Consider the following 21,108-nt stretch of genomic DNA (forward strand, 5'->3'; position numbering starts at 1 on the left):
CCACTTCACGCGTGACCTGCGCACGGTTATCCGCCACCGTCACCTTCGAGGCGAACGTCGCCTGCGGCAGCTTCGCCAGCGCCGCGAGCATCTGACCGGTTTGATTCGAGTCGTCGTCGATCGCCTGCTTGCCCAGGATCACCAGTTGCGGCTGCTCCTTGTCCACCACCGCCTTGAGCAACTTGGCCACAGCCAGCGGTTGCAGTTCTTCATCCGATTCGATCAGAATCGCGCGATCCGCGCCGATGGCCAGCGCCGTGCGCAGTGTCTCCTGCGCTTGCGCAACGCCCGCCGACACCGCGATCACCTCCGTCGCCACGCCCGCTTCCTTCAGACGCACCGCTTCTTCCACCGCGATTTCGTCGAACGGATTCATCGACATCTTCACGTTCGCGATGTCGACGCCACTGCCGTCGCTCTTCACGCGAACCTTTACGTTGTAATCCACTACCCGTTTGACCGGTACCAGGATCTTCATGAACTCGCTCCAAAGTTACGTTAACGTCAATCCGCTGACATTATAACCACACGGCAAATGACGCATTCGTTGCATATTTGCGGCATTTTGTGGCGAATCTTAAGGATGTCCTGTCGACTTGCCACGAATGCAGGATCCTCGCCGCGATAGCGGCGCCGGAACCCGGCAGATAGATGCCTATGCACGTTTGCCCAGCCTCGAACGATCGTGCTATTTTTATGCAAATCATGACGCACAGCCAGTACCCTTGTGGTGCATTTCCTCTAGAGAAATCACCCCGTCGCACGGGCGACTATGATCGAATGGCGCGCCCGATAATCGCAGTGCCGTTGCATGCATGACGGCCACCCGCCGGCGCGCCAGGAGGAGACATGATCACCTATTCGGAATCGCATCTGCAGGCCTGCGACGGCCTTTCGCTGCACGTGCATCGCTGGCAGCCGGACACCGGCGGCGAGCCGCTGCGGGCGGTCGTCGCCATCGTTCACGGGATGGGAGAACACGGCGGGCGTTACGCGCGGCTCGCCGAACACTTCGCCGCCTATGGCATCGCCACCGTTGCTTACGATCTGCGCGGGCACGGACGCTCCGGTGGCCCGCGGGTCTTCGTCAAACGTTTCGACGAGTACCTCGACGATACGGAGATCTTCCTCACGCACATACGCACCACATTCGGCCCAACGCCGCTCTTCCTGCTCGGTCACAGCATGGGGGGCGCTATCGCGGCGTTGTTCGCCATCACGCGGGCGCCGGCAAATGTGCGCGCGCTGATACTGAGCAGCCCGGCGCTCGCGCCTGGAGAACCCGTTGCACCGTGGATGGCGACAGCCGGACGCTGGGTATCCCGCTGGCTGCCGAAGGTACCCGTCTTCAAGATCGATCCCGCGCTGATCGCGCGCGACGAAGCGGTCGTAGCGGCGGCGAAAAAGGATCCGCTCAACGCCTATCGCGGCACGCCGGCTCGCACCGCCGCAGAACTGCTCGACGCGATGGCACGGATTCACGCCAATGCCCATGCGTTGCACCTGCCGCTCTACATCTTTCATGGCACCGCCGACAGACTCACCGCGCCGTGGGCGAGCGAGCAATTCCATGGCAATGCCGGTTCGCAAGACAAGACGCTTCGCCTCTATCCCGGGCACTTTCATGAAACGCTCAATGACATCGGTCGCCAGAAGGTCATCGACGAACTGACACAGTGGCTGCTGCAACACCTGCCCGGCACGCCTGCGGCACCGTCGGCGCAATCGCCCCAACCTGCATTGGGCGCCCACGATAGCATCTGAACGGTAAGCGCCCCACGCCGTCGAGGAAACGAGCACGCAGGAACCCTGCATGCGAACAGGGTCTCATCACGCAATTCCCCGCTGCGCGTTACACTGAACTCGTGTGAATTGCGAGGAGCCTCCGGCATGCAAGCGCAGATGAAATACTCGCCGCAAACGGTCACCGGCATGCATTTCTGGACGCCGACGATCTTCAGCATCAAGACCACGCGCCCCGCCGGTCTGCAATTCACGGCAGGGCAGTTCGTGCGAGTGGGGCTTCCTGGCGACGACGGAGAACTCATCTGGCGGGCCTTTTCCCTAGTCAGCTCTCCCGCCGAAGATACATTGGAGTTCTACGCAATTACGATTCCCGAAGGGAAATTGACGCCACGCCTGTCGCAACTCAAGGTCGGCGACGAGTTGTTCGTGGATCACACCGCCTACGGTTTCCTGACGCTCGACCGATTCACGGGCGGCGAAGACCTCTGGCTGCTCGCCACGGGCACCGGCCTCGCACCGTTCGTGTCGATCCTGCGCGATCCGGCCGTCTGGAAACGCTTCAAACGCATCTTCGTCGTGCACAGCGTGCGATGGGCACGCGACCTCGCTTACTACGAAGAATTACGGCATTTCTCGCATCCCGACATCGATCCCTCGCTTGTCGAAAAGCTTCACTTCGCAGTGAGCGTGACGCGGGAGCAAACGCCGGAAGCGCTTGACGGGCGCATCACGTCGCTGCTCGCGTCGGGAGAACTGGAGAAAGCGATGGGCGCAACGCTCGACCCGGCCACATCGCGCATCATGGTGTGCGGCAACCCGGATATGGTCAAGGAGTTGCGCGCCTGGTTTACCAACAAAGGCTATGCGGTGAGCCGTACCGCCACACCGGGGCCGCTCGTGCTTGAAAAGCAGTGGTAGCGCGGGGAAAGCCCGCCATCAGCGCGCGAACGTTACCCGTCTTCAGACGGACGGCTTCGCCCAGTCGGGCGCGCGCTTCTCCATGAACGCCTGCACGCCTTCGAGCGCACACGCGTCCATCATGTTGCAGGCCATCGTCTGCCCGGCCATCTGATAGGCCGCTTCTATGCCCGTCTCGGCCTGCCGGTAGAACAACCCCTTGCCAGCGGCCACCGCAGCCGCGGGCTTGGCCAGAATCGAACGGCACAGCGCCGCCACTTCCGCGTCCAGTTGCTCCATCGCGACCACACGGTTGACGAGACCACGCTCGCGAGCCGTCTGCGCGTCGATGAATTCGCCCGTGAGCAACATCTCCATCGCCTGCTTTCGTGTGAGATTGCGCGAGAGCGCGACACCCGGCGTCGCGCAGAACAGGCCGACGTTGATGCCGGAGACAGCGAAGCGCGCCGTCGACGCAGCGACGGCCAGATCGCACATAGCAACCAGTTGACACCCTGCTGCCGTTGCGATGCCGTGCACCCGCGCAATCACCGGTTGCGGCATGCGCTGCATCGTCAGCATCACGCGCGTGCATTGATTGAACAACGTGCGGTAGTAGTCGAGCGACGGCTCGGCGCGCATCTCCTTGAGGTCGTGCCCCGCACAAAACGCCGGGCCGGCAGCCGCGAGCACCACCACGCGCGCGGTAGCGTCGCGAGCCGTGTCGTCGAGCGCGCGTTGCAGCGTGTCGAGCACCGCTTCGCTGAGCGCATTGAAATGACGTGGACGATTCAGCGTGAGTGTGACCACACCGGCAAGTTCGCCCTCGCCGCGCGTGACCAGGACACAGGGTTCAGCCGTTGCGGCCGCGGATTCGGATGCCGTCATCTTCGCCTCCTGCGCCGCGTCTGAACGCGCGGCATCGCATATGGGTCAAGCGCGCAACGTCAAACGTCGGCGAGCACCCTCAGGTGCGCCACGACGCTGCGGCCAAGCGCCGAGAGGTTGTAGCCGCCTTCGAGGCAGCTCACGATACGCCCCTTCGAATGACGATCCGCCACCGCTTTGACGCGCTCGGTGATCCACATGAAGTCCGCTTCGGTCAGTCCGAGATTGCCGAGATCGTCTTCGCGGTGCGCATCGAAGCCTGCCGAGAAGAAGATCATTTCCGGACGGAACGCTTCGAGCTGGCCCAGCCATCCGTAGTCGATGGCCTCGCGCGCCTGCATACCGGACGTACGGGCGGAGAGCGGGATGTTGAGCATGTTCGGGGCCGGATCGACCGCCCCGGAAAACGGATAGAACGGGTGCTGGAAAATGCCGCACATCAGCACGCGGTCGTCGTTGGCGAATGCGGCTTCGGTGCCGTTGCCGTGGTGCACGTCGAAGTCGACGATTGCCACGCGCGAGAGCCCGTGCACTTCCAGCGCATGGGCGGCGGCAATCGCAACGTTGTTGAACAGACAGAAGCCCATCGCACGCGTGGGTGTCGCGTGGTGGCCCGGCGGACGCACGCTGCAAAAGGCGTTCTCGAGTTCGCCACGAATGACGGCATCGGTCGCAGCAATCGCCGCCCCCGCCGCGCGGGTGGCCGCACGCCACGAATACGGATTGAGCAACGTGTCCGGGTCGATCGGGAAATAGCCCGATTCGGGAATGTTGTCTCGAATGAAGTCGATGTGAGCCTGCGTATGCACGAGCCGCAGACTCGCCTCGTCAGCGGCAGGCGCTTCGCGGCGCTCGAGCAAACCGTCGATACGTCCGGCGATCAGTTGGTCCTCGATGGCGCGCAGCCGCTCGGGACATTCCGGATGCCACTCTCCCATCTCGTGACGGATGCAATCGGGGTGCGTATAAAACCCGGTAGCCATTCGTGTGTCGCCTATCGCTTCGAATCGTTATATTGGGACGGGCGGAGAATGCCCGCCGCGCCGTGGTCTCCACGTCCGGTAGCGGCCGGGCGTGGCGCCTGGCTCACGGTGCCGCACTGCACTGGCACACACGTGCCGATGGCCGGCATCCCCCTGAACACTGTCACGGACAGTGCACAGGCCTTAAGGTATCACAGGTGCACTCGGTTATACTGCCGAGCAGTCTCCCAGCAGACCCGTGTCAGCCGGTAAGCGCCGTTCTCCTGAAATTCGGGACGGCAGGAACTGGCATGAATGGTTGACGCTCTAGTCTTAACCGCGTGTCGAATCGCTTCGATACTCGCCGACAAGCGCATCAACGCGACTAACGCGACGACGGCCCCTACGGCCGCCTCGCATTCGGACTTCATACAGGCCTGACAGACAGCATGACATCACCGGTACGGATGTACGACTTGCTCCCGCTGGCGCTCTCGCGCCTCACTCATCGACCGGACACTGGCCGCACTAGCCGTTATCTCCCGGCCACCCTCCGCAAGCCCTCCGACACGACGCGCCTTTGGCGCCTGTCTCGCCCGGTTCGCGCGCTCGGCGTTGCGCTATGCGTCGGTGCCTTCGCGCTGACGGCGACCGGCACGCACGCGCAAACGCGAGCGAAGCAAGTCGCGCAAGCGGAGTTCGAAGAAGAGGTCGTGCCGCAACGCTATGCGGCAAACCCCGAGGTCGATGCGTTCATCAACGACATCGTGGCACGCGACGGTTTCGATCGCGCCGAGTTGCAGCGAGTCTTCTCGCGCGTAGTGTTCTCGCAGACGGCCGCACGTCTGGCCGCACCGCCCGCCACCCCCGGCCAGAAGAACTGGATCAAGTACGAGAGGAATTTTCTCGACAACACGCGCATCAATGGCGGTGTGCGCTTCTGGAACCAGAACGCCGCTACGCTCGCGCGCGCGGCGAAGCAGTACGGTGTGCCCGAGGAGATCATCGTCGCCATCATCGGCGTAGAGACGATCTACGGGCGCAACATGGGCAACTTCCGCACCATCGACGCGCTCACCACGCTCGCGTTCGACTATCCGCCCGCACGCAACCGTTCGGAGCGCATGGCGCTGTTTCGCAATGAGCTGGAAAACCTGCTGCTCTATGCACGCGAGCGCGGCGTCGATCCGTTCAGCGTCTACGGGTCGTACGCGGGTGCCATCGGCATTCCGCAGTTCATGCCGTCCTCGATCCGCAACTACGCCGTCGATTACACCGGCGACGGCAAGATCAATCTGACGACGGATGTGGCAGATGCCATCGGCAGCGTCGCCAATTTCCTCAAACAGCACGGTTGGCAGCCAGGACAGCCGGTCGTCTGGAACATCGCCGCCGATCGCGGCAGTCAGGGGCTGGCGGAAGCCGGCGCCGACGGGCAGCCCGAGCCGCACTGGAAGCTCGGCGACTTCGTCAAGGCCGGCATGCTGATGAACGAGCCACGGCTCGACGTAGGGGCCTCGCGCGACACGCCGGTGCTTATCGTCGATCTGCCCACGCCGGGACAGGCCACGCAGTACCGTATGGGACTGAACAACTTCTACGTGCTCACGCGCTACAACCGCAGCTTCTTCTACGCGATGTCGGTGTACGACCTGGCCGACGCAATCAAGGCGGCGCGCGCCCCGTAATACCGGGGCTGCGTGGTCGTTCACCATGAAAAACGGGACCCTTGGGTCCCGTTTTCGTTGTGTCTCCCGCGCTGGGGAGGCGGTGCAGGGCACCGCCGCACATCACGCCGGGAACACGCCCGTCGACAGATAGCGATCGCCGCGATCGCACACGACGAACACGATGGTCGCGTTCTCGACTTCGCGCGCCAGATTCAGCGCGATGTGGCATGCGCCGGCTGCCGAAATACCGCAGAAAATGCCCTCTTCCGCAGCCATCCGGCGCGCCATGATTTCGGAATCCGCCTGCGTCACCGAGATCGTGCGGTCCACACGTGAGCGGTCGAAAATCTTGGGAAGATACGCTTCCGGCCATTTGCGAATTCCGGGAATGCGCGAGCCTTCTGCCGGCTCGGCACCGATGATCTGCACGGCGTCGTTCTGCTCTTTCAGATACTGCGATACCCCCATGATCGTGCCTGTCGTCCCCATCGCGGAGACAAAGTGCGTGATGCGCCCTTCGGTATCGCGCCAGATTTCCGGGCCGGTCGTCTCGTAGTGCGCGCGCGGGTTGTCCGGGTTGGCGAACTGGTCCAGGATGGTGCCGCGGCCGTCTCGCTGCATCTGTTCGGCGAGATCGCGCGCGTACTCCATGCCGCCCTTGACCGGCGTCAGGATGATTTCGGCGCCATACGCGCCCATGCTCTGACGACGCTCGACAGAGAGGTCTTCCGGCATGATGAGGACCATCTTGTAGCCGCGAATCGCCGCCGCCATCGCCAGCGCGATGCCGGTATTGCCGGAGGTCGCTTCGATGAGTGTGTCGCCCGGTTTGATGCGGCCACGCAATTCCGCGTGCTTGATCATCGACAGCGCCGGACGGTCTTTCACCGACCCCGCCGGGTTGTTGCCCTCGAGCTTGCCGAGAATCACGTTGTTTCGGCGGCGGATGTCGTCGTCGGGCAAACGCACCAATTGCACCAGCGGCGTATTGCCGATGGTGTCTTCGATAGTCTTGTAGGCCATTACACTGAGCTTTTTTCGATCGGGAATCGGATCATTCTAATCCACCCGCCCTGCTCACGCTCATGGTAAGGCTTCGGCCGGACATCGCATTGCGCGACATCCGGCCGCCCGGAGCGCCTCAGAGCTTCGGTGCACTGGCCGGCGACGGGGCCTTGGCCTTCTTCGATTTGGACGATTTGGCAGGAGCCGAGCCGGCACCCGCTGCTGCCGGGGCCGACGCGGCCGACGGTGCCGTATCCGCCTTGGCAGCCTTAGCCTCCTTAGCCTCCTTGGACTTCTTCGACTTCGCGGCCTTCGTGTCGGGTGCACCCGCAGCCGATGCCGCCGCCGGAACCGTCGTGCCCGGCTTGGCCTGCGTCGCCGTCGCACCGGTCGAGGCCGGCTTCATGGCCGGGCCTGCGGCCGGCGTAGGCACCGGGGCCTTTTGCGTGGCAGTGGGCGGCACAGGCGCCGTCGGCGCTGCCGTAGCGGGCTTGGCAGGGGCCGCAGGGGCTGCCGGCGTCTGCGTGGCTTGTGGCACCGGCTTGGCCGGGGCCGCCGGAGCGGTGGCGGGTGCAGATTTTGCCGACGCCGCAGGTGCCGCCGGGGCTGCAGCACCGCCCTGCCCGTTGATCGTCAAGCCTTCGGATTGGAGCGTGGAGACGGACTTGGCGCCCAACCCCTTGACGCGCTTGGCGACGTCAGCCGCGTCCTTGTAAGGCCCGTGGGCGTTGCGTTCTTCGATGATGGCCTTGGATTTGACCGGTCCGATGCCCTTGAGCGCTTCAAGCTGCGTCTGGTCAGCGGTATTGATGTCGACAGCGGCCATCGCCAGGCCGCACAGGGTGAAAAAGGCAACAACCGCCAGCAAGAGTTTGCGAAGCATGGTGCGTTCCTTATGAGGTGTCTCGGGCCGATATTGTGGATACCCCCGATACCTCATTAACGCCCAAGCGCGTCTGCGGATGACATCGGCAGCAATATAAGACGAAACGGGGAGCCATCTGGCTCCCCATTCTGTCCGGCAAAGCGTCTCTGCGCTTACTGCGCGAGCAGCCAGCGCACGTAGCGCGACACCCCTTCGCCCACTGTGTAGAACGGCTGCTGATAACCGCCCGCCTGACGCAGATGGTCGATATTCGCCTGCGTGAAGCACTGGTACTTACCGCGCAGGGCGTCCGGGAACGGGATGTACTCGACCAACCCCTGCCTGACCAGCTCGTCGAGCGTCAGCGGCGCCTCGCCCGCTTCCTGGCGAAGCGTATTGATCACCGCAACGGCAATGTCGTTGAACGGTTGCGCACGGCCCGTACCAAGGTTGAAGATACCGCTGCGCTCCGGGTGATCGAAGAAGTGCAGATTCACCTTGACCACATCTTCGACCGACACGAAGTCGCGGCTTTGCGTACCGGCTGCGTAACCGTTGTATTCGCCAAAGAGCTTCACACGGCCGTTGGCGCGGAATTCATTGAAGTTGTGGAACGCGACCGACGCCATGCGTCCCTTGTGCGCCTCACGCGCGCCATACACGTTGAAGTAACGGAAACCGGCCACCTGACTCGGCAACTTGCCGCCCGCGTCGCGCACGGCACGACGCACGATCTGGTCGAACAGGAACTTCGAGTAGCCGTAGACGTTCAGCGGCTTCTCATACTCACGCGACTCCACGAACGTTTCCGACGCGCCGTACGTTGCCGCCGACGACGCATAGAGGAACGGCACCGTCTGCGCCTGACAGGCATCGAACAGCGCACGCGTGTAGCGGAAGTTGTTCTCCATCATGTAGCGGCCATCCGTCTCCATCGTGTCGGAGCAGGCGCCTTCGTGGAAAATCGCACGAACCCGGCCGAACTCCCGGCGCTGGAAGCGCGCAACGAAATCGGTCTTATCGAGGTAATCGCTGATCTCGCAATCGACCAGATTGCGGAATTTGTCGGCGCGCGTGAGATTGTCGACCGCCACGATGTCGGTCTCGCCGCGTTCGTTGAGGGCCTTGACGATGTTCGCGCCGATGAAGCCGGCAGCGCCGGTCACGATGATGGTCATGTCAGTTCGGAAAAGAGTTCGTTGTAGTCCACCGTCGCCGTGCCCAGCTTGCCCACGACGATACTGCCCGCGCGGTTGGCGAGCACCACGGCCTGCGGCAGTGACACGCCGGCGGCGAGCGATGCCGCGAGCGTTGCGATCACGGTGTCGCCCGCGCCCGAAACGTCGTACACCTCACGCGCTTGCGCCGGTACGTGCAGCGCACCGCCTTCGGTGAAGAGTGTCATGCCTTCTTCCGAGCGCGTGAGCAGCAGCGCCTCGAGGTTCAGCGACTCGCGCAGGTTCTGCGCACGCGCCGTGAGATCGTCTTCCGAACGCCACTCGCCCACGACCTGCTGCAATTCCGACCGGTTCGGGGTCAGGATCGTGGCACCGCGATAGCGCTCGTAGTCACTGCCCTTCGGGTCGACAAGTACCGCTTTGCCGGCCGCCCGCGCGGCTTCGATCATCGGTTGCACGTGCGTCAGACCGCCCTTCGCGTAATCCGAGAGCAGCACGACGTCATAGTTGGCGAGCAGGTGACGATACTGGTCGAGCACCGCCAGCAACACTTCACGCGCCGGCTGGTTTTCGAAGTCGATGCGCAGCAGTTGCTGCTGACGCGACACGATGCGCAACTTGATCGTCGTCGCCAGATCCGCATCGCGTGTCACGAAGGCGGTCACACCGCTCGCGTCGAGCATCTCGACCACGCGCTCCGCCGGCTCATCTTCCCCAAGCACGCACAACAGCCCTGCCTGCGCGCCCAGCGACGCGGCATTGAGCGCCACGTTCGCCGCCCCCCCCAAGCGCTCTTCGTTGCGCTTGACATGCACGACCGGCACCGGTGCTTCCGGAGAAATGCGATTGACGTCGCCAAACCAGTAGCGATCGAGCATCACGTCGCCAACGATGAGCACGCGCGCGCGGCTGAAGGCCTCGCGAGGCACGGTGGGCATGCCAGGCGCTTGTACGGTGCGCGTGAGCGAAGTTGCCGTCGAAGTCATTCGTCGCTCCTGGATGCTCAGACCGGCTTACGCAGATCGCGGCCAATAGCGTGGTACTCGATGCCGAGTTCCTGCATGGCTTCCGGATCGTACAAGTTACGGCCGTCGAAAATCAGCGGCAACGACAACGCCGTTTTCACCTTCGCGAAATCGGGGCTACGGAAGGCCTTCCATTCGGTGACGATGACGAGCGCATCGGCACCCGTCAACGTGTCGTTCTGCGTCGCACAGAATTCGATTCGGGCATGCGCCGCGAGGTCGTCGGCGAAGTCCAGCGCAATCACGCGACGCGCTTCTTCGAGTGCCACCGGATCGTAGGCGCGCACACGCGCGCCACGGCGCACCAGCTCCTCGATGACACGACGGCTGGGCGCCTCGCGCATGTCGTCGGTGTTCGGCTTGAACGCCAGCCCCCACAGCGCGAATGTCTTGTCCGAGAGATCGTCGCCAAGGCGATTGATGATCTTCTCGATCAGCACAGCCTTCTGCGTTTCATTGACGGCTTCCACCGCGTTCAGAATCCGCAGCGGCACACCGTAGTCTTCAGCAGTGCGCACGAGCGCCTGCACGTCCTTCGGGAAGCACGAGCCGCCGTAGCCACAACCGGCATAGAGGAAGTGATAGCCGATACGCGGGTCCGAACCTATGCCCTGACGCACGTCTTCGATATCCACGCCGACGCGATCGGCCAGATTCGCCAACTCGTTCATGAACGAGATACGGGTGGCCAGCATGGCGTTCGCCGCGTACTTGGTGAACTCTGCCGAGCGCACATCCATATACAGCGTACGTTCGTGATTGCGGTTGAACGGCGAGTACAGGCGCTTCATCATCGCGCGCGCCTGTTGGCCGTCGGCGTCGTCGTCCACCCCGATCACGATACGGTCCGGACGCATGAAATCGTCCACGGCCGCGCCTTCCTTCAGGAATTCGGGATTCGAGACGACGGAGAACGACACATCCTCACCGCGTTTGGCAAGTTCTTCGGCCACGGCAGCGCGCACCTTGTCGGCCGTGCCCACCGGCACCGTCGATTTGTCGACGATCACCTTGAAGCTCTTGGCGTACCGGCCAATATTGCGCGCAGCGGCCACAACGTATTGCAAGTCGGCGGAGCCGTCTTCATCCGGGGGAGTGCCCACGGCGATGAACTGCACGTCGCCATGCGCGACCGAGGCTTCGACATCCGTCGAGAAGTGCAGCCGGCCGGCTTCGCGGTTTCGCGCGATGATTTCCTTCAGGCCGGGTTCGTGGATCGGCACACCGCCGTTGTTCAGAATGTCGATCTTGCGCGGATCGACATCGAGACAGAACACGTCGTTGCCGACGTCCGCCAGACAAGCGCCCGTAACGAGGCCGACGTATCCGGAGCCGATGATGGTGACTTTCATGATTGCGCGAACTTAAAGAAATTAGGAGGCCGCGGGCACGTCGGCACGACGCGGCGTATAGGTCTCCCAGCCATTACAGCCGGGGCATTGCCAATAGAACAGCCGCGCGCGGAAGCCGCACTGATCGCAGACGTAGCGCGGCAACGACTTGGTGCGTTGCGTGACGAGCTTGCCCATGAGTTGCAGATCGGACTGCGTATCCGGGGGCGCCGTCGCGGCGTGCGCTTCGAGCAGACGCGTCATGCCGAGTGCGCTCGGTGCGCGACGCATCTGCTCTCGCATGAGCTTGAGCGCCGCGTCCGGTCCCTCGAGGGCCACTGTCTTCTCGTAGACGATCTCGAGCAGATCGTCCGACGGATTCTTGTCCAAGGCATCGCGCAGCACCACGAGTCCTTCCGGCGCACGGCCCAAGGCGTCATACGCGCGCATCAAGCGCTTGGCCGCCAGGCCGAGATACGCCGGATTCTGTTGCTCGATCGTGCTGAGCACGGTCAATGCTCCCTGCGCATCGCCGGCGGCAAGCAGCATATCGCCGCGCAGCAAAGGCGCGCGCACGTTCGCGGGATTGGCGTCGAGCGCGGCATCCAGCTCTTGCGTCACCGAAGCGATGTCCTTGCGTTGCAGCGCTTCCTGCGCCAGTTCGCAGTGGAACTGAGCAATCTCCTTGCGGTACGACACGGCGGGATCGAGATCACCGAGCATCTCGGCCTCGGTCAGCGCCTTACGCCACTCTTTCTCGATCTGATAAATCGTGAGCTTCGCATGTTGCGCGGCTTTGGCGTACGCGCCCGTATGCAAACGGCCGAACGCCTCTTCGGCACGGTCAAGCAGACCCGCCTTGAGAAAGTCGTGGCCCAACTCGTAGAGCGCATGCTCCTGATCGGCTTGCGGCAAATCGTCACGAGAAAGCAGGTTCTGATGCACGCGAATAGCGCGCTCCGTCTCGCCGCGACGGCGGAACAGGCTGCCAAGCGCAAAGTGCAGTTCGGTGGTTTCGGGGTCGAGCTTCGCGACTTCAATGAAGGCGTCGATCGCCTTGTCGGGCTGCTCGTTGAGCAGGAAGTTCAGACCGCGAAAATAGGATGCCGGCAGATTGCGGCTCTCAGAGAGCAGGCTGCGCAAATCCAGGCGCGCGGCCACCCAGCCGCAGCCGAAAATCACGGGGATGGCTAATAGCCACCAGACCTCGAATTCCATGAATGCGTGTTGTCGTTGAAACAGTCGATGAGGATGGCGAGAATCGTACGCCGCGCCGCCGTCGCCTTAGACCGGCGGCAGCATCGGTGGTTGATCGCTTGCTTCGGTATCACGTTGCGCACGCGCAAGATCGCGGCGCGTGCGGCGCAGTTCAAGGCGTTGGCGCATCAGGCTCGGTAACGTGGCGAGTACACCGATCACGCCACCGACCACGAAAAACGCCAGACCGATCATGATGAGCGGTGCTGTCCACGTATGGCCCAGGAACAGGTTCAACGTGACCGCGCCCGTGTTGGCGAGCGCGAGACACAACAACACCACGAACACGATAAGACGAACGATCCAAACAATCAGCTTCATGCCGAAAGGCTCCTGCGGCAGGCTTGCCGTATGTTTTGCGACTTGAGCGACCTCGCGCGCACGGTATTGACACCGTCCATGCACCGGGCCGTCACGTGGGCGTATTGTACCGGATGTGCTCCATGAGGCGTCGGTACTGCCGCGCGCTTCACATTTGCGTCACTTGGCACTCGCGTCCGCCAGACGCAAAAAAAGCGCCCGAAGGCGCTTTTTTTGCGTAGTAGATCCCAAAGGGCCTTATTGGTCCGACGCCTTGTGATCAACCCGCTCTCGCAATTCCTTGCCCGGCTTGAAGTGCGGCACGAATTTCTCCGGCACCAACACTTTCTCGCCCGACTTCGGGTTGCGGCCGACGCGCGGTGGCCGACGGTTGAGCCCAAAACTACCGAAACCGCGGATCTCGATTCGATGACCGCGCGCAAGCGCATCAGCCATCGCGTCGAGAATCGTCTTCACCGCGAAATCGGCATCCTTGAGCACCAACTGGGGAAACCGCGCCGCCAACTGGTTGACCAATTCAGACTTGGTCATAGGCCTTGGACCTTACTGATTCTGGCTGTCCAGCTTGGCTTTGAGCAGGGCACCCAGGTTCGTGGTGCCGCTCGCTGCCGAGCTATCCGACGACAGCTTGCTCATCGCTTCTTGCTGTTCAGCCGAATCCTTGGCCTTGATCGACAGGTTGATGTTGCGCGACTTGCGATCGATGTTGACGATCATTGCATTGACGGCTTCACCTTCCTTGAGCACATTGCGGGCATCTTCCACACGGTCGTGTGAGATTTCCGATGCGCGCAGGTAGCCTTCGACGTCATCACCCAGCGACACGACAGCACCCTTCGGATCGACAGCCTTGATGGTGCCGTCAACGATCGAGCCCTTGTCGTGGATTGCCACGAAGGTGTTGAACGGATCGCCTTCGAGCTGCTTGATACCCAGCGAGATGCGTTCCTTCTCGACATCGATGCCCAGAACCACGGCTTCGACTTCGTCGCCCTTCTTGTACTTGCGCACGGCTTCTTCGCCAGCTTCGCTCCACGACAGGTCCGACAAGTGGACCAGGCCGTCGATGCCGCCCGGCAGACCAATGAACACGCCGAAGTCGGTGATCGACTTGATTGCGCCCTTGATCTTGTCGCCCTTCTTGAAGTTGCGCGAGAAATCATCCCACGGGTTCGGCTTGCACTGCTTCATGCCGAGGCTGATACGACGACGGTCTTCGTCGATCTCGAGCACCATGACTTCGACTTCGTCGCCCAGTTGGACAACCTTGGTCGGGGCCACGTTCTTGTTGGTCCAGTCCATTTCCGACACGTGAACCAGGCCTTCGATGCCCGATTCCACTTCGACGAATGCGCCGTAGTCGGTGATGTTGGTGACCTTGCCGAACAGGCGGGTGCCTTGCGGGTAACGGCGAGCGATGCCTTCCCACGGATCTTCGCCGAGTTGCTTGACGCCCAGCGAGACACGGCCCTTCTCTTGATCGAACTTGAGGATCTTGGCGGTGACTTCCTGGCCAACCGACAGAACTTCGCTCGGGTGACGCACACGACGCCATGCGATGTCGGTGATGTGCAGCAGGCCGTCGATACCGCCCAGGTCGACGAACGCACCGTAATCGGTGATGTTCTTGACCACGCCCTTGACGATCGCGCCTTCCTTGAGCGTCTCGAGCAGCTTGGCGCGCTCTTCACCCTGGGTGGCTTCGATCACGGCACGGCGCGACAGCACAACGTTGTTGCGCTTGCGGTCGAGCTTGATAACCTTGAATTCGAGGGTCTTGCCTTCGTACGGGGTCGTGTCCTTGACCGGACGCGTATCAACCAGCGAACCCGGCAGGAATGCACGGATGCCGTTGACCATCACGGTCAGGCCGCCCTTGACCTTGCCGGTGATCGTACCGGTCACGAGGTCGCCCGACTCGAGGGCCTTCTCCAGTTGCAGCCACGAGGCCAGACGCTTGGCCTTGTCGCGCGACAGCACGGTGTCGCCGTAGCCGTTTTCCAGGGCGTCGATCGCCACGGAAACAAAGTCGCCGGCCTGAACTTCGACCTCGCCCTGATCATTCAGGAATTCTTCGATGGGGATGTACGCTTCGGACTTGAGCCCGGCGTTGACGACCACGAAGTTGTGGTCAACCCGCACGACTTCAGCGCTGATGACTTCACCAGCACGCATGTCTTGGCGGGAGAGCGACTCTTCGAAAAGCGCCGCGAAAGATTCGTTGGTCGAGGTTTGCAGGTCGGACATAAATGTGGATTACGCCGCTGACGTCCGTCTCCCGAGGGGGCTGACGATGACGAACAACGGTTGGGTTAAAGGTTAGACAAAACCATGCCGGATGACTGCATGAAACATCCGGTCAGGCGCCTTGCGGGTACTGCACCTGCGCGAACCATTCGAGCACCTGAGCCACCGCCTGATCGACGTTGAGCCCCGACGTGTCGAGCACCCGCGCACCCTCTGCCGGCCTAAGCGGCGCCTCTGCACGGGTACGATCCCGCGCATCACGCGCCTCAAGATCCAGCATGAGACTGTCTATATTAGCAGAAAAACCTTTTTCTATCAATTGCTTATACCGTCTCTCGGCACGAGCCTGTGGCGAAGCTGTCAAAAAGACCTTCAATTCGGCTTCCGGGAAGATCACGGTCCCCATATCACGGCCGTCCGCGACGAGGCCTGGCGGGGTCTTGAACCCACGCTGGAGCGCCATCAACGCCTGCCGCACCGCCTTGTGCACGGCGATACTCGATGCCCGGTTACCGATGGCTTCGGCACGGATCGCGTCGGTAACATCTTCGCCGGCCAGCCAGATGCGCTGCTCCTTGAACCGCACGTCGAGTGTTTCGGCGAGCACCGACAGCGCCCCGGCGTCGTCAGGATCGATCCCGTGACGGGCGCTCGCCAGCGCCGTAAGTCGATAGAGCGCCCCACTGTCTAGATAGTGAAAGCCCAGTGCATCGGCAACACGGTGCGCCACCGTGCCTTTGCCGGATGCCGTCGGTCCATCTACCGTAATGACCGGAATCGAGTCGTCTACTACCGTCAAGTCAGGCATCCCTTCGTCTCTGTCTATCCAACACATTAGAAAATAAAATCCCCCGTCCAAATAATAATGATTATCATTTAGATTAAAGCGCTACCGGCGCTACCGAAAGATATGACTGCCATGCAAAGCCGCGATTATCCCTTAGCCGGTCCCGAATGGGTGCCGCCACCCGCCCCGCAAGCTAATGCGCCGCGCCGTGCGCAGCGTTGGATGGGGTTCGCCGGCGCGGGCACCCTCATCGCCGTCGGGTATATGGATCCGGGCAACTGGGCCACGGCAATCGCCGGGGGCGCCCGTTACGGATACACGCTGCTGAGCGTTGTGCTGCTCTCGAGCGTGATGGCGTTGTTGTTGCAATGGTTGGCGGCACGCGTCGGTCTGGTAACCGGGCGCGATCTCGCGCAACTCTCACGTAGCCAGTATAGCCGCCGCACTTCGCTGGCGTTATGGGGGCTTTGCGAGATTGCCATCATCGCCTGCGATCTTGCCGAGATCATCGGCAGCGCGGTGGCGCTGCAATTGCTGTTCGGCCTCTCTCTGCCGGTGGGTGTGGTGCTCGCGGGCGCGCTCGCTTTCGCCATGCTCGGATTGCAAGGTTTCGGACAACGCCGGCTTGAAGGCGCCGTAGCCGCGCTGATTCTGCTCACGGCGGGTTGCTTTGCAGCCCAACTGGCGCTGGCCAACCCAGACTGGAGCGCCGCCGCCGCAGGCCTTCGCCCACGCAGCGAGATCGTCGCTCAGGCGGGCATGCTCTGGCTGGCGACCGGCATTCTCGGCGCGACGGTCATGCCCCACAACCTGTATCTGCACTCGGCGCTGCTACGTGTGCGCGGCGAGGCGATGCCCGAGCGCACCCCAGCGACACTGCGACGCGCACTGCGCGCCACGCACTGGGACACCACACTGTCGCTCGGCTTTGCCTTCCTGATCAACGCGGCGCTCCTGATTCTGGCGGCCTGCGTGTTCCATGCGAGCGGAAACACGTCGGTTGAATCGCTTGGCGACGCGCACAGGTTGCTCGCACCGCTGCTCGGTAACCAATGGGCAGGAGTGATGTTTGCCGCCGCGCTCCTCGCCTGCGGCCTGAATTCGACAGTGACCGCCACGCTCGCGGGACAAGTCACGATGGAAGGCTTCCTCGATTTGCGGATGAAGCCGTGGCAACGTGCGCTGATCACGCGCGCGCTGGCGCTCCTTCCCGCGCTGCTGATCGTCGGACACAACGGCGAAGCCCAGACAACGAACCTTCTGGTCTTCAGTCAGGTTGTGCTGAGCCTGCAACTGCCGTTTGCGGTCGTTCCGCTGGTCCGATTCGCTGGCGACGGAAAGCTGATGGGCGAATGGCGCGTGCGCGGCGCACTGCTGGCCGTCGCCTGGCTCATGGCAAGCGCCATCGTCGCGCTGAACGGCATTTTGCTTTGGCAAACACTGACCGGCTGACGGCACGCGTCCAGCGCCCACCATGCCGCACAGCTTCAATTCACACGGTGAGACGATGGCGAATCGAAAGGGCTGACGGACTTCTGCGGCAGTTCAGCCGCCGACTGCCCCCATAAACTACGACGCGATGCGCGCGAACTCTGCGAAATACGTCGGGAACGTCTTGGCAACGCACTTCGGATCGTTGATCGTCACCGGAACACCACCAAGACTCACGAGCGAGAAACACATTGCCATACGATGATCGTCGTAGGTGTCGATCACTGCATTCGGCGTTAGCGAAGACGGCGGCGTGACGCGCAGATAATCCACCCCCTCTTCCACCGTCGCCCCCACCTTGCGCAATTCGATCGCCATGGCGCTCAGACGATCCGTCTCCTTGACACGCCAGCTCGCCACATTACGCAGCGTCGTCGTACCGTCAGCGAAGAGTGCGGCAACGGCGATCGTCATCGCGGCATCGGGAATGTGATTGAAATCCATATCGACGGCACGCAGCTTGCCGCTCGGCGTGTCGATACCATGCACCTCAATGGCATCGTCGTGCAGCGTAACGCGTGCGCCCATCGCCGCAAGGGCGTCCACAAAACGCACGTCGCCCTGAATGCTGTCGCGGCCAACGCCCTCCACGCGCATCGGACCGCCGCCAATCGCACCGGCCGCGAGGAAATAGGATGCCGACGAGGCGTCGCCCTCGACCCGGATTTCGCCAGGGCTCCGATACTTCGCGCCATCGGCATCCGCCGCTGGCAGTATGAAGCGCGACCACTCATCCTGTCGCACATCGATGCCAAAGCGCCGGAGCAACCGCAGCGTAATGTCGATATACGGCTTGGAAATCAGCTCTCCCTCGACCTCGACAAGAATCTCACCCGTTGCCGAAGGCAGCAACGGCAATGTCAGCAATAGCGCCGTCAAGAACTGACTCGACACGTCGCCTCGCACGCGAATCGGCGTGACGGGTGCCGCCACGTCGGCCGGTTTGATATGCAGCGGGGGATAGCCGGCGTTGCCGAGGTAATCGATCTGCGCACCGAGTTGGCGCAAGCCATCGACGAGATCACCGATCGGGCGCTCATGCATGCGTGCCACGCCCGAGACTTCATAGTCGCCATGGCTCAACGACAGCGCCGCCGTCAACGGACGAATGGCCGTGCCTGCATTCCCCATGAACAGCTTGGCGGTCTTCACGGGAAACACGCCACCGCAGCCTTCCACGAGGTAATCGCGCGAGTTACCGACCTGCGTGCATTTCACGCCGAGCGTCGCCAATGCGTCGAGCATCACCTGCGTGTCGTCCGATGCCAGCAGGTCGCGCACGCGGGTCGTTCCGTGAGACAGCGCAGCGAGCAGCAGCACCCGGTTCGAGATACTTTTCGAACCGGGCAGGCGCAGCGTACCTTCGGCGTGGCCGTAAGGGCCGAGATCAAGCGTTTCCATTACTTTTCCTGTTGCTTGGCCCAATCCGTTCGCGCCCGACTGGCGCGAGCGAACACGGCCTCGAGACCGGCACCATCACCGGTGTCGATCAATTCACGCAGTGTGCCGAGCGTAGCCAGATAGCCATCGAGTTCGGCAAGCAATGCCTCGCGATTGGCCACACAGATATCGCGCCACATTTCCGGATTCGATGCAGCAATACGCGTGAAGTCACGGAAGCCACCGCCCGCGAAACCGAATTTCAGCGCAGCGTCGGGGGCCTCAAGAATCTGCGCAATGAGGGCGTACGACAGCACGTGCGGCAAGTGACTCACCGACGCAAAAACGCGATCATGTTGTGTCTCGGACATTTCCGAAACACGCGCGCCCGTCGCCTCCCACATCGCCCGCACTTGCGCGACATCCTCGCGGCGATTGTCCGGTTGCGGGCAAAGAACGACGCGCCGGTCGCGATACAAATCGACTTTCGCTGCGTCGACACCCGACAACTCCGCACCGGCAATCGGATGGCCGGGCACGAAGCGCCAAACTTCGTCACCCAATGCTTCCCTGGCGGCCGCCACGGCGTCCGTCTTGGTGCTGCCCGCATCGGTCACGATCGTATTGCCGCCAAGATGCGGACGAATTGCCGCGAGCAAGGCCGGCGTTTGTGCCACCGGTGCCGCGAGCACAACCACATCGGCTCCGGTCACGGCATCGGCCATCGACACGGCAGCGCGATCGATCACACCGAGTTCGCAAGCCCGCGCGAGCGACGCTTCGCTGCGTCCCACGCCGACGACTTCCTTCACCGTCCCCGTCGCCTTGAGCGCACGCGCGAGCGAACCCCCGATCAGGCCGACGCCGCAGATGACGAGTTTATTCAAACTCATGATGTATGGCCTGCCGCTCGTTATGCGCAGCGCGGGTATGACCCGAGCACTTTGCAATAGGCGGCGTTCTGACGCAGGACATCGAGCGCTTTGGCAACATTGGGATCTTCGCGATGACCCTCGAAGTCGACGTAGAAGTAATACTCCCACGCACCGCTCTTGGCCGGGCGCGACTCAAATCGCGTCATCGACACGCCGTTGTTCGCGAGCGGCTCGAGCAGCGCCACCACTGCTCCCGCCCGATTGGGTACCGAGAGAATCAGCGAGGTCTGATCGTGACCGCTCGGCGCCGGGTCCTGCGTGCCGATCACGACGAAACGCGTGCGGTTGTGCGGATCGTCCTGCACATGTGAGAACGCGATTTGCAGTCCATACTGAGCAGCCGCCGACTCGCCCGCGATGGCGGCAATCGCCGGATCGGCTGCCGCCATGCGCGCTGCCTCGGCATTGCTCGATACCGCCTGACGCTCCAGTTGCGGAAAATGCGCTGTCAGCCAGTGCTGGCACTGTGCGAGCGACTGGGCGTGCGAGCAAATACGCGTCACACCATCGAGCGTGCCCGATTGCGTCATCAAATTATGATGAATCGGCAAGGCGATTTCACCGCCGATCGTCAGCGGACTCTGCAGCAGCAGGTCCAGGGTGCGCGACACCACACCCTCGGTCGAGTTCTCGACCGGCACGACACCGAAGTCTGCGCTACCGGCCTCCACGGCCCGGAAAACCTCGTCGAGCGACGGGCACGGCAAACCCTTCACACTCTGACCAAAATAGGTGAAAGCCGCCTGCTCGCTATAAGTCCCTGCCGGGCCAAGATAGGCGACAGTCATGACCTTCTCGAGCGCGCGGCTGGCCGACATGATCTCGCGCCAGATCGACGCCAGATTGGCGCCATACAGCGGACCGTCGTTAGCCTGTTGCAGACGGGAAATCACCTGCAACTCGCGCTCGGGCCGGAACACCGGCGCACCAAAACGTTTCTTGACCTCGCCCACTTCCAGGGCGACGGCCGCACGTTGATTGAGCAGCTTCAAAAGCTGCACGTCGATAGCATCGATCTTCTCGCGCAGAGGGCGCAACGATGCGTTCAGATCATCATCCATGGAGCGTATTGTCTTCTTACGATGGGACATGGTCAGGCAGCTCGCGGTGCGATGTCCCGAAG

At 62.5% G+C, this 21,108-nt stretch carries 19 protein-coding genes and 1 pseudogene; 4 read left to right on the top strand and 16 right to left on the bottom strand.

Annotation, left to right across the window (positions count from 1 at the left end):
- A pseudogene (locus C266_RS03560) lies at window positions 1–478 on the bottom strand (electron transfer flavoprotein subunit beta/FixA family protein); the annotation flags it as partial.
- Between the two features lie 395 nt (window positions 479–873).
- Here C266_RS03560 and C266_RS03565 point away from each other — a divergent pair.
- On the top strand, window positions 874–1,764 hold the full coding sequence (locus tag C266_RS03565) for an alpha/beta hydrolase (RefSeq protein ID WP_081636150.1): 891 nt from the start codon (window positions 874–876) through the stop codon (window positions 1,762–1,764).
- Window positions 1,765–1,890: 126 nt separating this feature from the next.
- Window positions 1,891–2,664 (top strand): ferredoxin--NADP reductase, encoded by a 774-nt coding sequence (locus tag C266_RS03570; RefSeq protein WP_010804330.1) that lies wholly within the window; start codon window positions 1,891–1,893, stop codon window positions 2,662–2,664.
- A 42-nt stretch (window positions 2,665–2,706) separates the two neighbouring features.
- Here the strand turns inward: C266_RS03570 and C266_RS03575 are convergent, their stop codons facing one another.
- Both C266_RS03575 and C266_RS03580 read right to left on the bottom strand, forming a co-directional pair.
- On the bottom strand, window positions 2,707–3,531 hold the full coding sequence (locus tag C266_RS03575) for an enoyl-CoA hydratase (protein ID WP_010804331.1): 825 nt from the start codon (window positions 3,529–3,531) through the stop codon (window positions 2,707–2,709).
- A 59-nt stretch (window positions 3,532–3,590) separates the two neighbouring features.
- The gene (locus C266_RS03580; protein WP_010804332.1) at window positions 3,591–4,514 is read right to left on the bottom strand and encodes a histone deacetylase family protein; all 924 of its coding nucleotides are present in this window, start codon (window positions 4,512–4,514) and stop codon (window positions 3,591–3,593) included.
- Between the two features lie 428 nt (window positions 4,515–4,942).
- Between C266_RS03580 and mltB the strand changes: the two genes are divergently transcribed.
- A complete protein-coding gene (gene mltB, locus C266_RS03585; RefSeq protein WP_246831136.1) occupies window positions 4,943–6,181 on the top strand; it encodes a lytic murein transglycosylase B in 1,239 nt (412 codons plus the stop codon).
- A 102-nt stretch (window positions 6,182–6,283) separates the two neighbouring features.
- On the opposite strand, the gene cysM is transcribed toward mltB, so the two are convergent.
- The 10 genes from cysM to cmk all read right to left on the bottom strand — a co-directional run bounded on the left by cysM (window position 6,284) and on the right by cmk (window position 16,200).
- Complete coding sequence (gene cysM / locus C266_RS03590) at window positions 6,284–7,186, bottom strand: cysteine synthase CysM (RefSeq protein ID WP_010804334.1); 903 nt, start codon at window positions 7,184–7,186, stop codon at window positions 6,284–6,286.
- A gap of 118 nt (window positions 7,187–7,304) precedes the next feature.
- The gene (locus C266_RS03595) at window positions 7,305–8,051 is read right to left on the bottom strand and encodes a helix-hairpin-helix domain-containing protein (RefSeq protein ID WP_010804335.1); all 747 of its coding nucleotides are present in this window, start codon (window positions 8,049–8,051) and stop codon (window positions 7,305–7,307) included.
- Between the two features lie 155 nt (window positions 8,052–8,206).
- A complete protein-coding gene (rfaD, locus tag C266_RS03600) occupies window positions 8,207–9,211 on the bottom strand; it encodes an ADP-glyceromanno-heptose 6-epimerase (protein WP_010804336.1) in 1,005 nt (334 codons plus the stop codon).
- A complete protein-coding gene (gene rfaE1 / locus C266_RS03605; RefSeq protein ID WP_010804337.1) occupies window positions 9,208–10,197 on the bottom strand; it encodes a D-glycero-beta-D-manno-heptose-7-phosphate kinase in 990 nt (329 codons plus the stop codon). The genes rfaD and rfaE1 overlap by 4 nt, the downstream gene beginning before the upstream one ends.
- 17 nt (window positions 10,198–10,214) lie before the next feature.
- Window positions 10,215–11,588: a UDP-glucose/GDP-mannose dehydrogenase family protein gene (locus C266_RS03610; RefSeq protein WP_010804338.1), complete on the bottom strand. Its 1,374-nt coding sequence runs from the start codon at window positions 11,586–11,588 to the stop codon at window positions 10,215–10,217.
- A 21-nt stretch (window positions 11,589–11,609) separates the two neighbouring features.
- Window positions 11,610–12,785, bottom strand: coding sequence for a lipopolysaccharide assembly protein LapB (gene lapB, locus C266_RS03615; RefSeq protein WP_010804339.1), 1,176 nt, complete (start codon window positions 12,783–12,785; stop codon window positions 11,610–11,612).
- A gap of 66 nt (window positions 12,786–12,851) precedes the next feature.
- Entirely contained in the window at window positions 12,852–13,145 is a 294-nt protein-coding gene (locus C266_RS03620) for a lipopolysaccharide assembly LapA domain-containing protein (RefSeq protein ID WP_010804340.1), read from the bottom strand.
- A gap of 237 nt (window positions 13,146–13,382) precedes the next feature.
- Window positions 13,383–13,676, bottom strand: a complete 294-nt coding sequence (locus C266_RS03625) for an integration host factor subunit beta (RefSeq protein ID WP_010804341.1) — start codon at window positions 13,674–13,676, stop codon at window positions 13,383–13,385.
- Window positions 13,677–13,688: 12 nt separating this feature from the next.
- Window positions 13,689–15,392, bottom strand: a complete 1,704-nt coding sequence (gene rpsA, locus C266_RS03630) for a 30S ribosomal protein S1 (RefSeq protein WP_010804342.1) — start codon at window positions 15,390–15,392, stop codon at window positions 13,689–13,691.
- A 112-nt stretch (window positions 15,393–15,504) separates the two neighbouring features.
- Entirely contained in the window at window positions 15,505–16,200 is a 696-nt protein-coding gene (gene cmk, locus C266_RS03635; protein WP_010804343.1) for a (d)CMP kinase, read from the bottom strand.
- Between the two features lie 111 nt (window positions 16,201–16,311).
- Between cmk and C266_RS03640 the strand changes: the two genes are divergently transcribed.
- Window positions 16,312–17,631, top strand: a complete 1,320-nt coding sequence (locus C266_RS03640; RefSeq protein WP_010804344.1) for an Nramp family divalent metal transporter — start codon at window positions 16,312–16,314, stop codon at window positions 17,629–17,631.
- A 117-nt stretch (window positions 17,632–17,748) separates the two neighbouring features.
- Here the strand turns inward: C266_RS03640 and aroA are convergent, their stop codons facing one another.
- Genes aroA through pheA form a run of 3 tightly spaced genes read right to left on the bottom strand, consistent with a single transcriptional unit; the run spans window position 17,749 to window position 21,046 of the window.
- Window positions 17,749–19,071, bottom strand: coding sequence for a 3-phosphoshikimate 1-carboxyvinyltransferase (gene aroA, locus C266_RS03645; RefSeq protein WP_010804345.1), 1,323 nt, complete (start codon window positions 19,069–19,071; stop codon window positions 17,749–17,751).
- Entirely contained in the window at window positions 19,071–19,943 is an 873-nt protein-coding gene (locus tag C266_RS03650; RefSeq protein WP_010804346.1) for a prephenate dehydrogenase/arogenate dehydrogenase family protein, read from the bottom strand. Before C266_RS03650 ends, aroA begins: the two co-directional genes overlap by 1 nt.
- Before the next feature lie 20 nt (window positions 19,944–19,963).
- The gene (gene pheA, locus C266_RS03655; RefSeq protein ID WP_010804347.1) at window positions 19,964–21,046 is read right to left on the bottom strand and encodes a prephenate dehydratase; all 1,083 of its coding nucleotides are present in this window, start codon (window positions 21,044–21,046) and stop codon (window positions 19,964–19,966) included.
- Window positions 21,047–21,108 lie beyond the last annotated feature (62 nt).

Source organism: Pandoraea sp. SD6-2, assembly GCF_000389825.1.
In the GTDB taxonomy this organism is placed as follows: Bacteria; Pseudomonadota; Gammaproteobacteria; order Burkholderiales; family Burkholderiaceae; genus Pandoraea; species Pandoraea communis.

Coding starts and splice junctions, on each gene's coding strand:
- C266_RS03625 (WP_010804341.1), bottom strand. CDS start 13,676: ATGACCAAGTCTGAATTGGTCAACCAGTTGGCGGCGCGGTTTCCCCAG.
- rfaE1 (WP_010804337.1), bottom strand. CDS start 10,197: ATGACTTCGACGGCAACTTCGCTCACGCGCACCGTACAAGCGCCTGGC.
- mltB (WP_246831136.1), top strand. CDS start 4,943: ATGACATCACCGGTACGGATGTACGACTTGCTCCCGCTGGCGCTCTCG.
- C266_RS03595 (WP_010804335.1), bottom strand. CDS start 8,051: ATGCTTCGCAAACTCTTGCTGGCGGTTGTTGCCTTTTTCACCCTGTGC.
- pheA (WP_010804347.1), bottom strand. CDS start 21,046: ATGGATGATGATCTGAACGCATCGTTGCGCCCTCTGCGCGAGAAGATC.
- C266_RS03620 (WP_010804340.1), bottom strand. CDS start 13,145: ATGAAGCTGATTGTTTGGATCGTTCGTCTTATCGTGTTCGTGGTGTTG.
- aroA (WP_010804345.1), bottom strand. CDS start 19,071: ATGGAAACGCTTGATCTCGGCCCTTACGGCCACGCCGAAGGTACGCTG.
- cysM (WP_010804334.1), bottom strand. CDS start 7,186: ATGGCCTACAAGACTATCGAAGACACCATCGGCAATACGCCGCTGGTG.
- cmk (WP_010804343.1), bottom strand. CDS start 16,200: ATGCCTGACTTGACGGTAGTAGACGACTCGATTCCGGTCATTACGGTA.
- C266_RS03650 (WP_010804346.1), bottom strand. CDS start 19,943: ATGAGTTTGAATAAACTCGTCATCTGCGGCGTCGGCCTGATCGGGGGT.
- C266_RS03570 (WP_010804330.1), top strand. CDS start 1,891: ATGCAAGCGCAGATGAAATACTCGCCGCAAACGGTCACCGGCATGCAT.
- C266_RS03575 (WP_010804331.1), bottom strand. CDS start 3,531: ATGACGGCATCCGAATCCGCGGCCGCAACGGCTGAACCCTGTGTCCTG.
- C266_RS03610 (WP_010804338.1), bottom strand. CDS start 11,588: ATGAAAGTCACCATCATCGGCTCCGGATACGTCGGCCTCGTTACGGGC.
- rfaD (WP_010804336.1), bottom strand. CDS start 9,211: ATGACCATCATCGTGACCGGCGCTGCCGGCTTCATCGGCGCGAACATC.
- C266_RS03580 (WP_010804332.1), bottom strand. CDS start 4,514: ATGGCTACCGGGTTTTATACGCACCCCGATTGCATCCGTCACGAGATG.
- rpsA (WP_010804342.1), bottom strand. CDS start 15,392: ATGTCCGACCTGCAAACCTCGACCAACGAATCTTTCGCGGCGCTTTTC.
- lapB (WP_010804339.1), bottom strand. CDS start 12,785: ATGGAATTCGAGGTCTGGTGGCTATTAGCCATCCCCGTGATTTTCGGC.
- C266_RS03640 (WP_010804344.1), top strand. CDS start 16,312: ATGCAAAGCCGCGATTATCCCTTAGCCGGTCCCGAATGGGTGCCGCCA.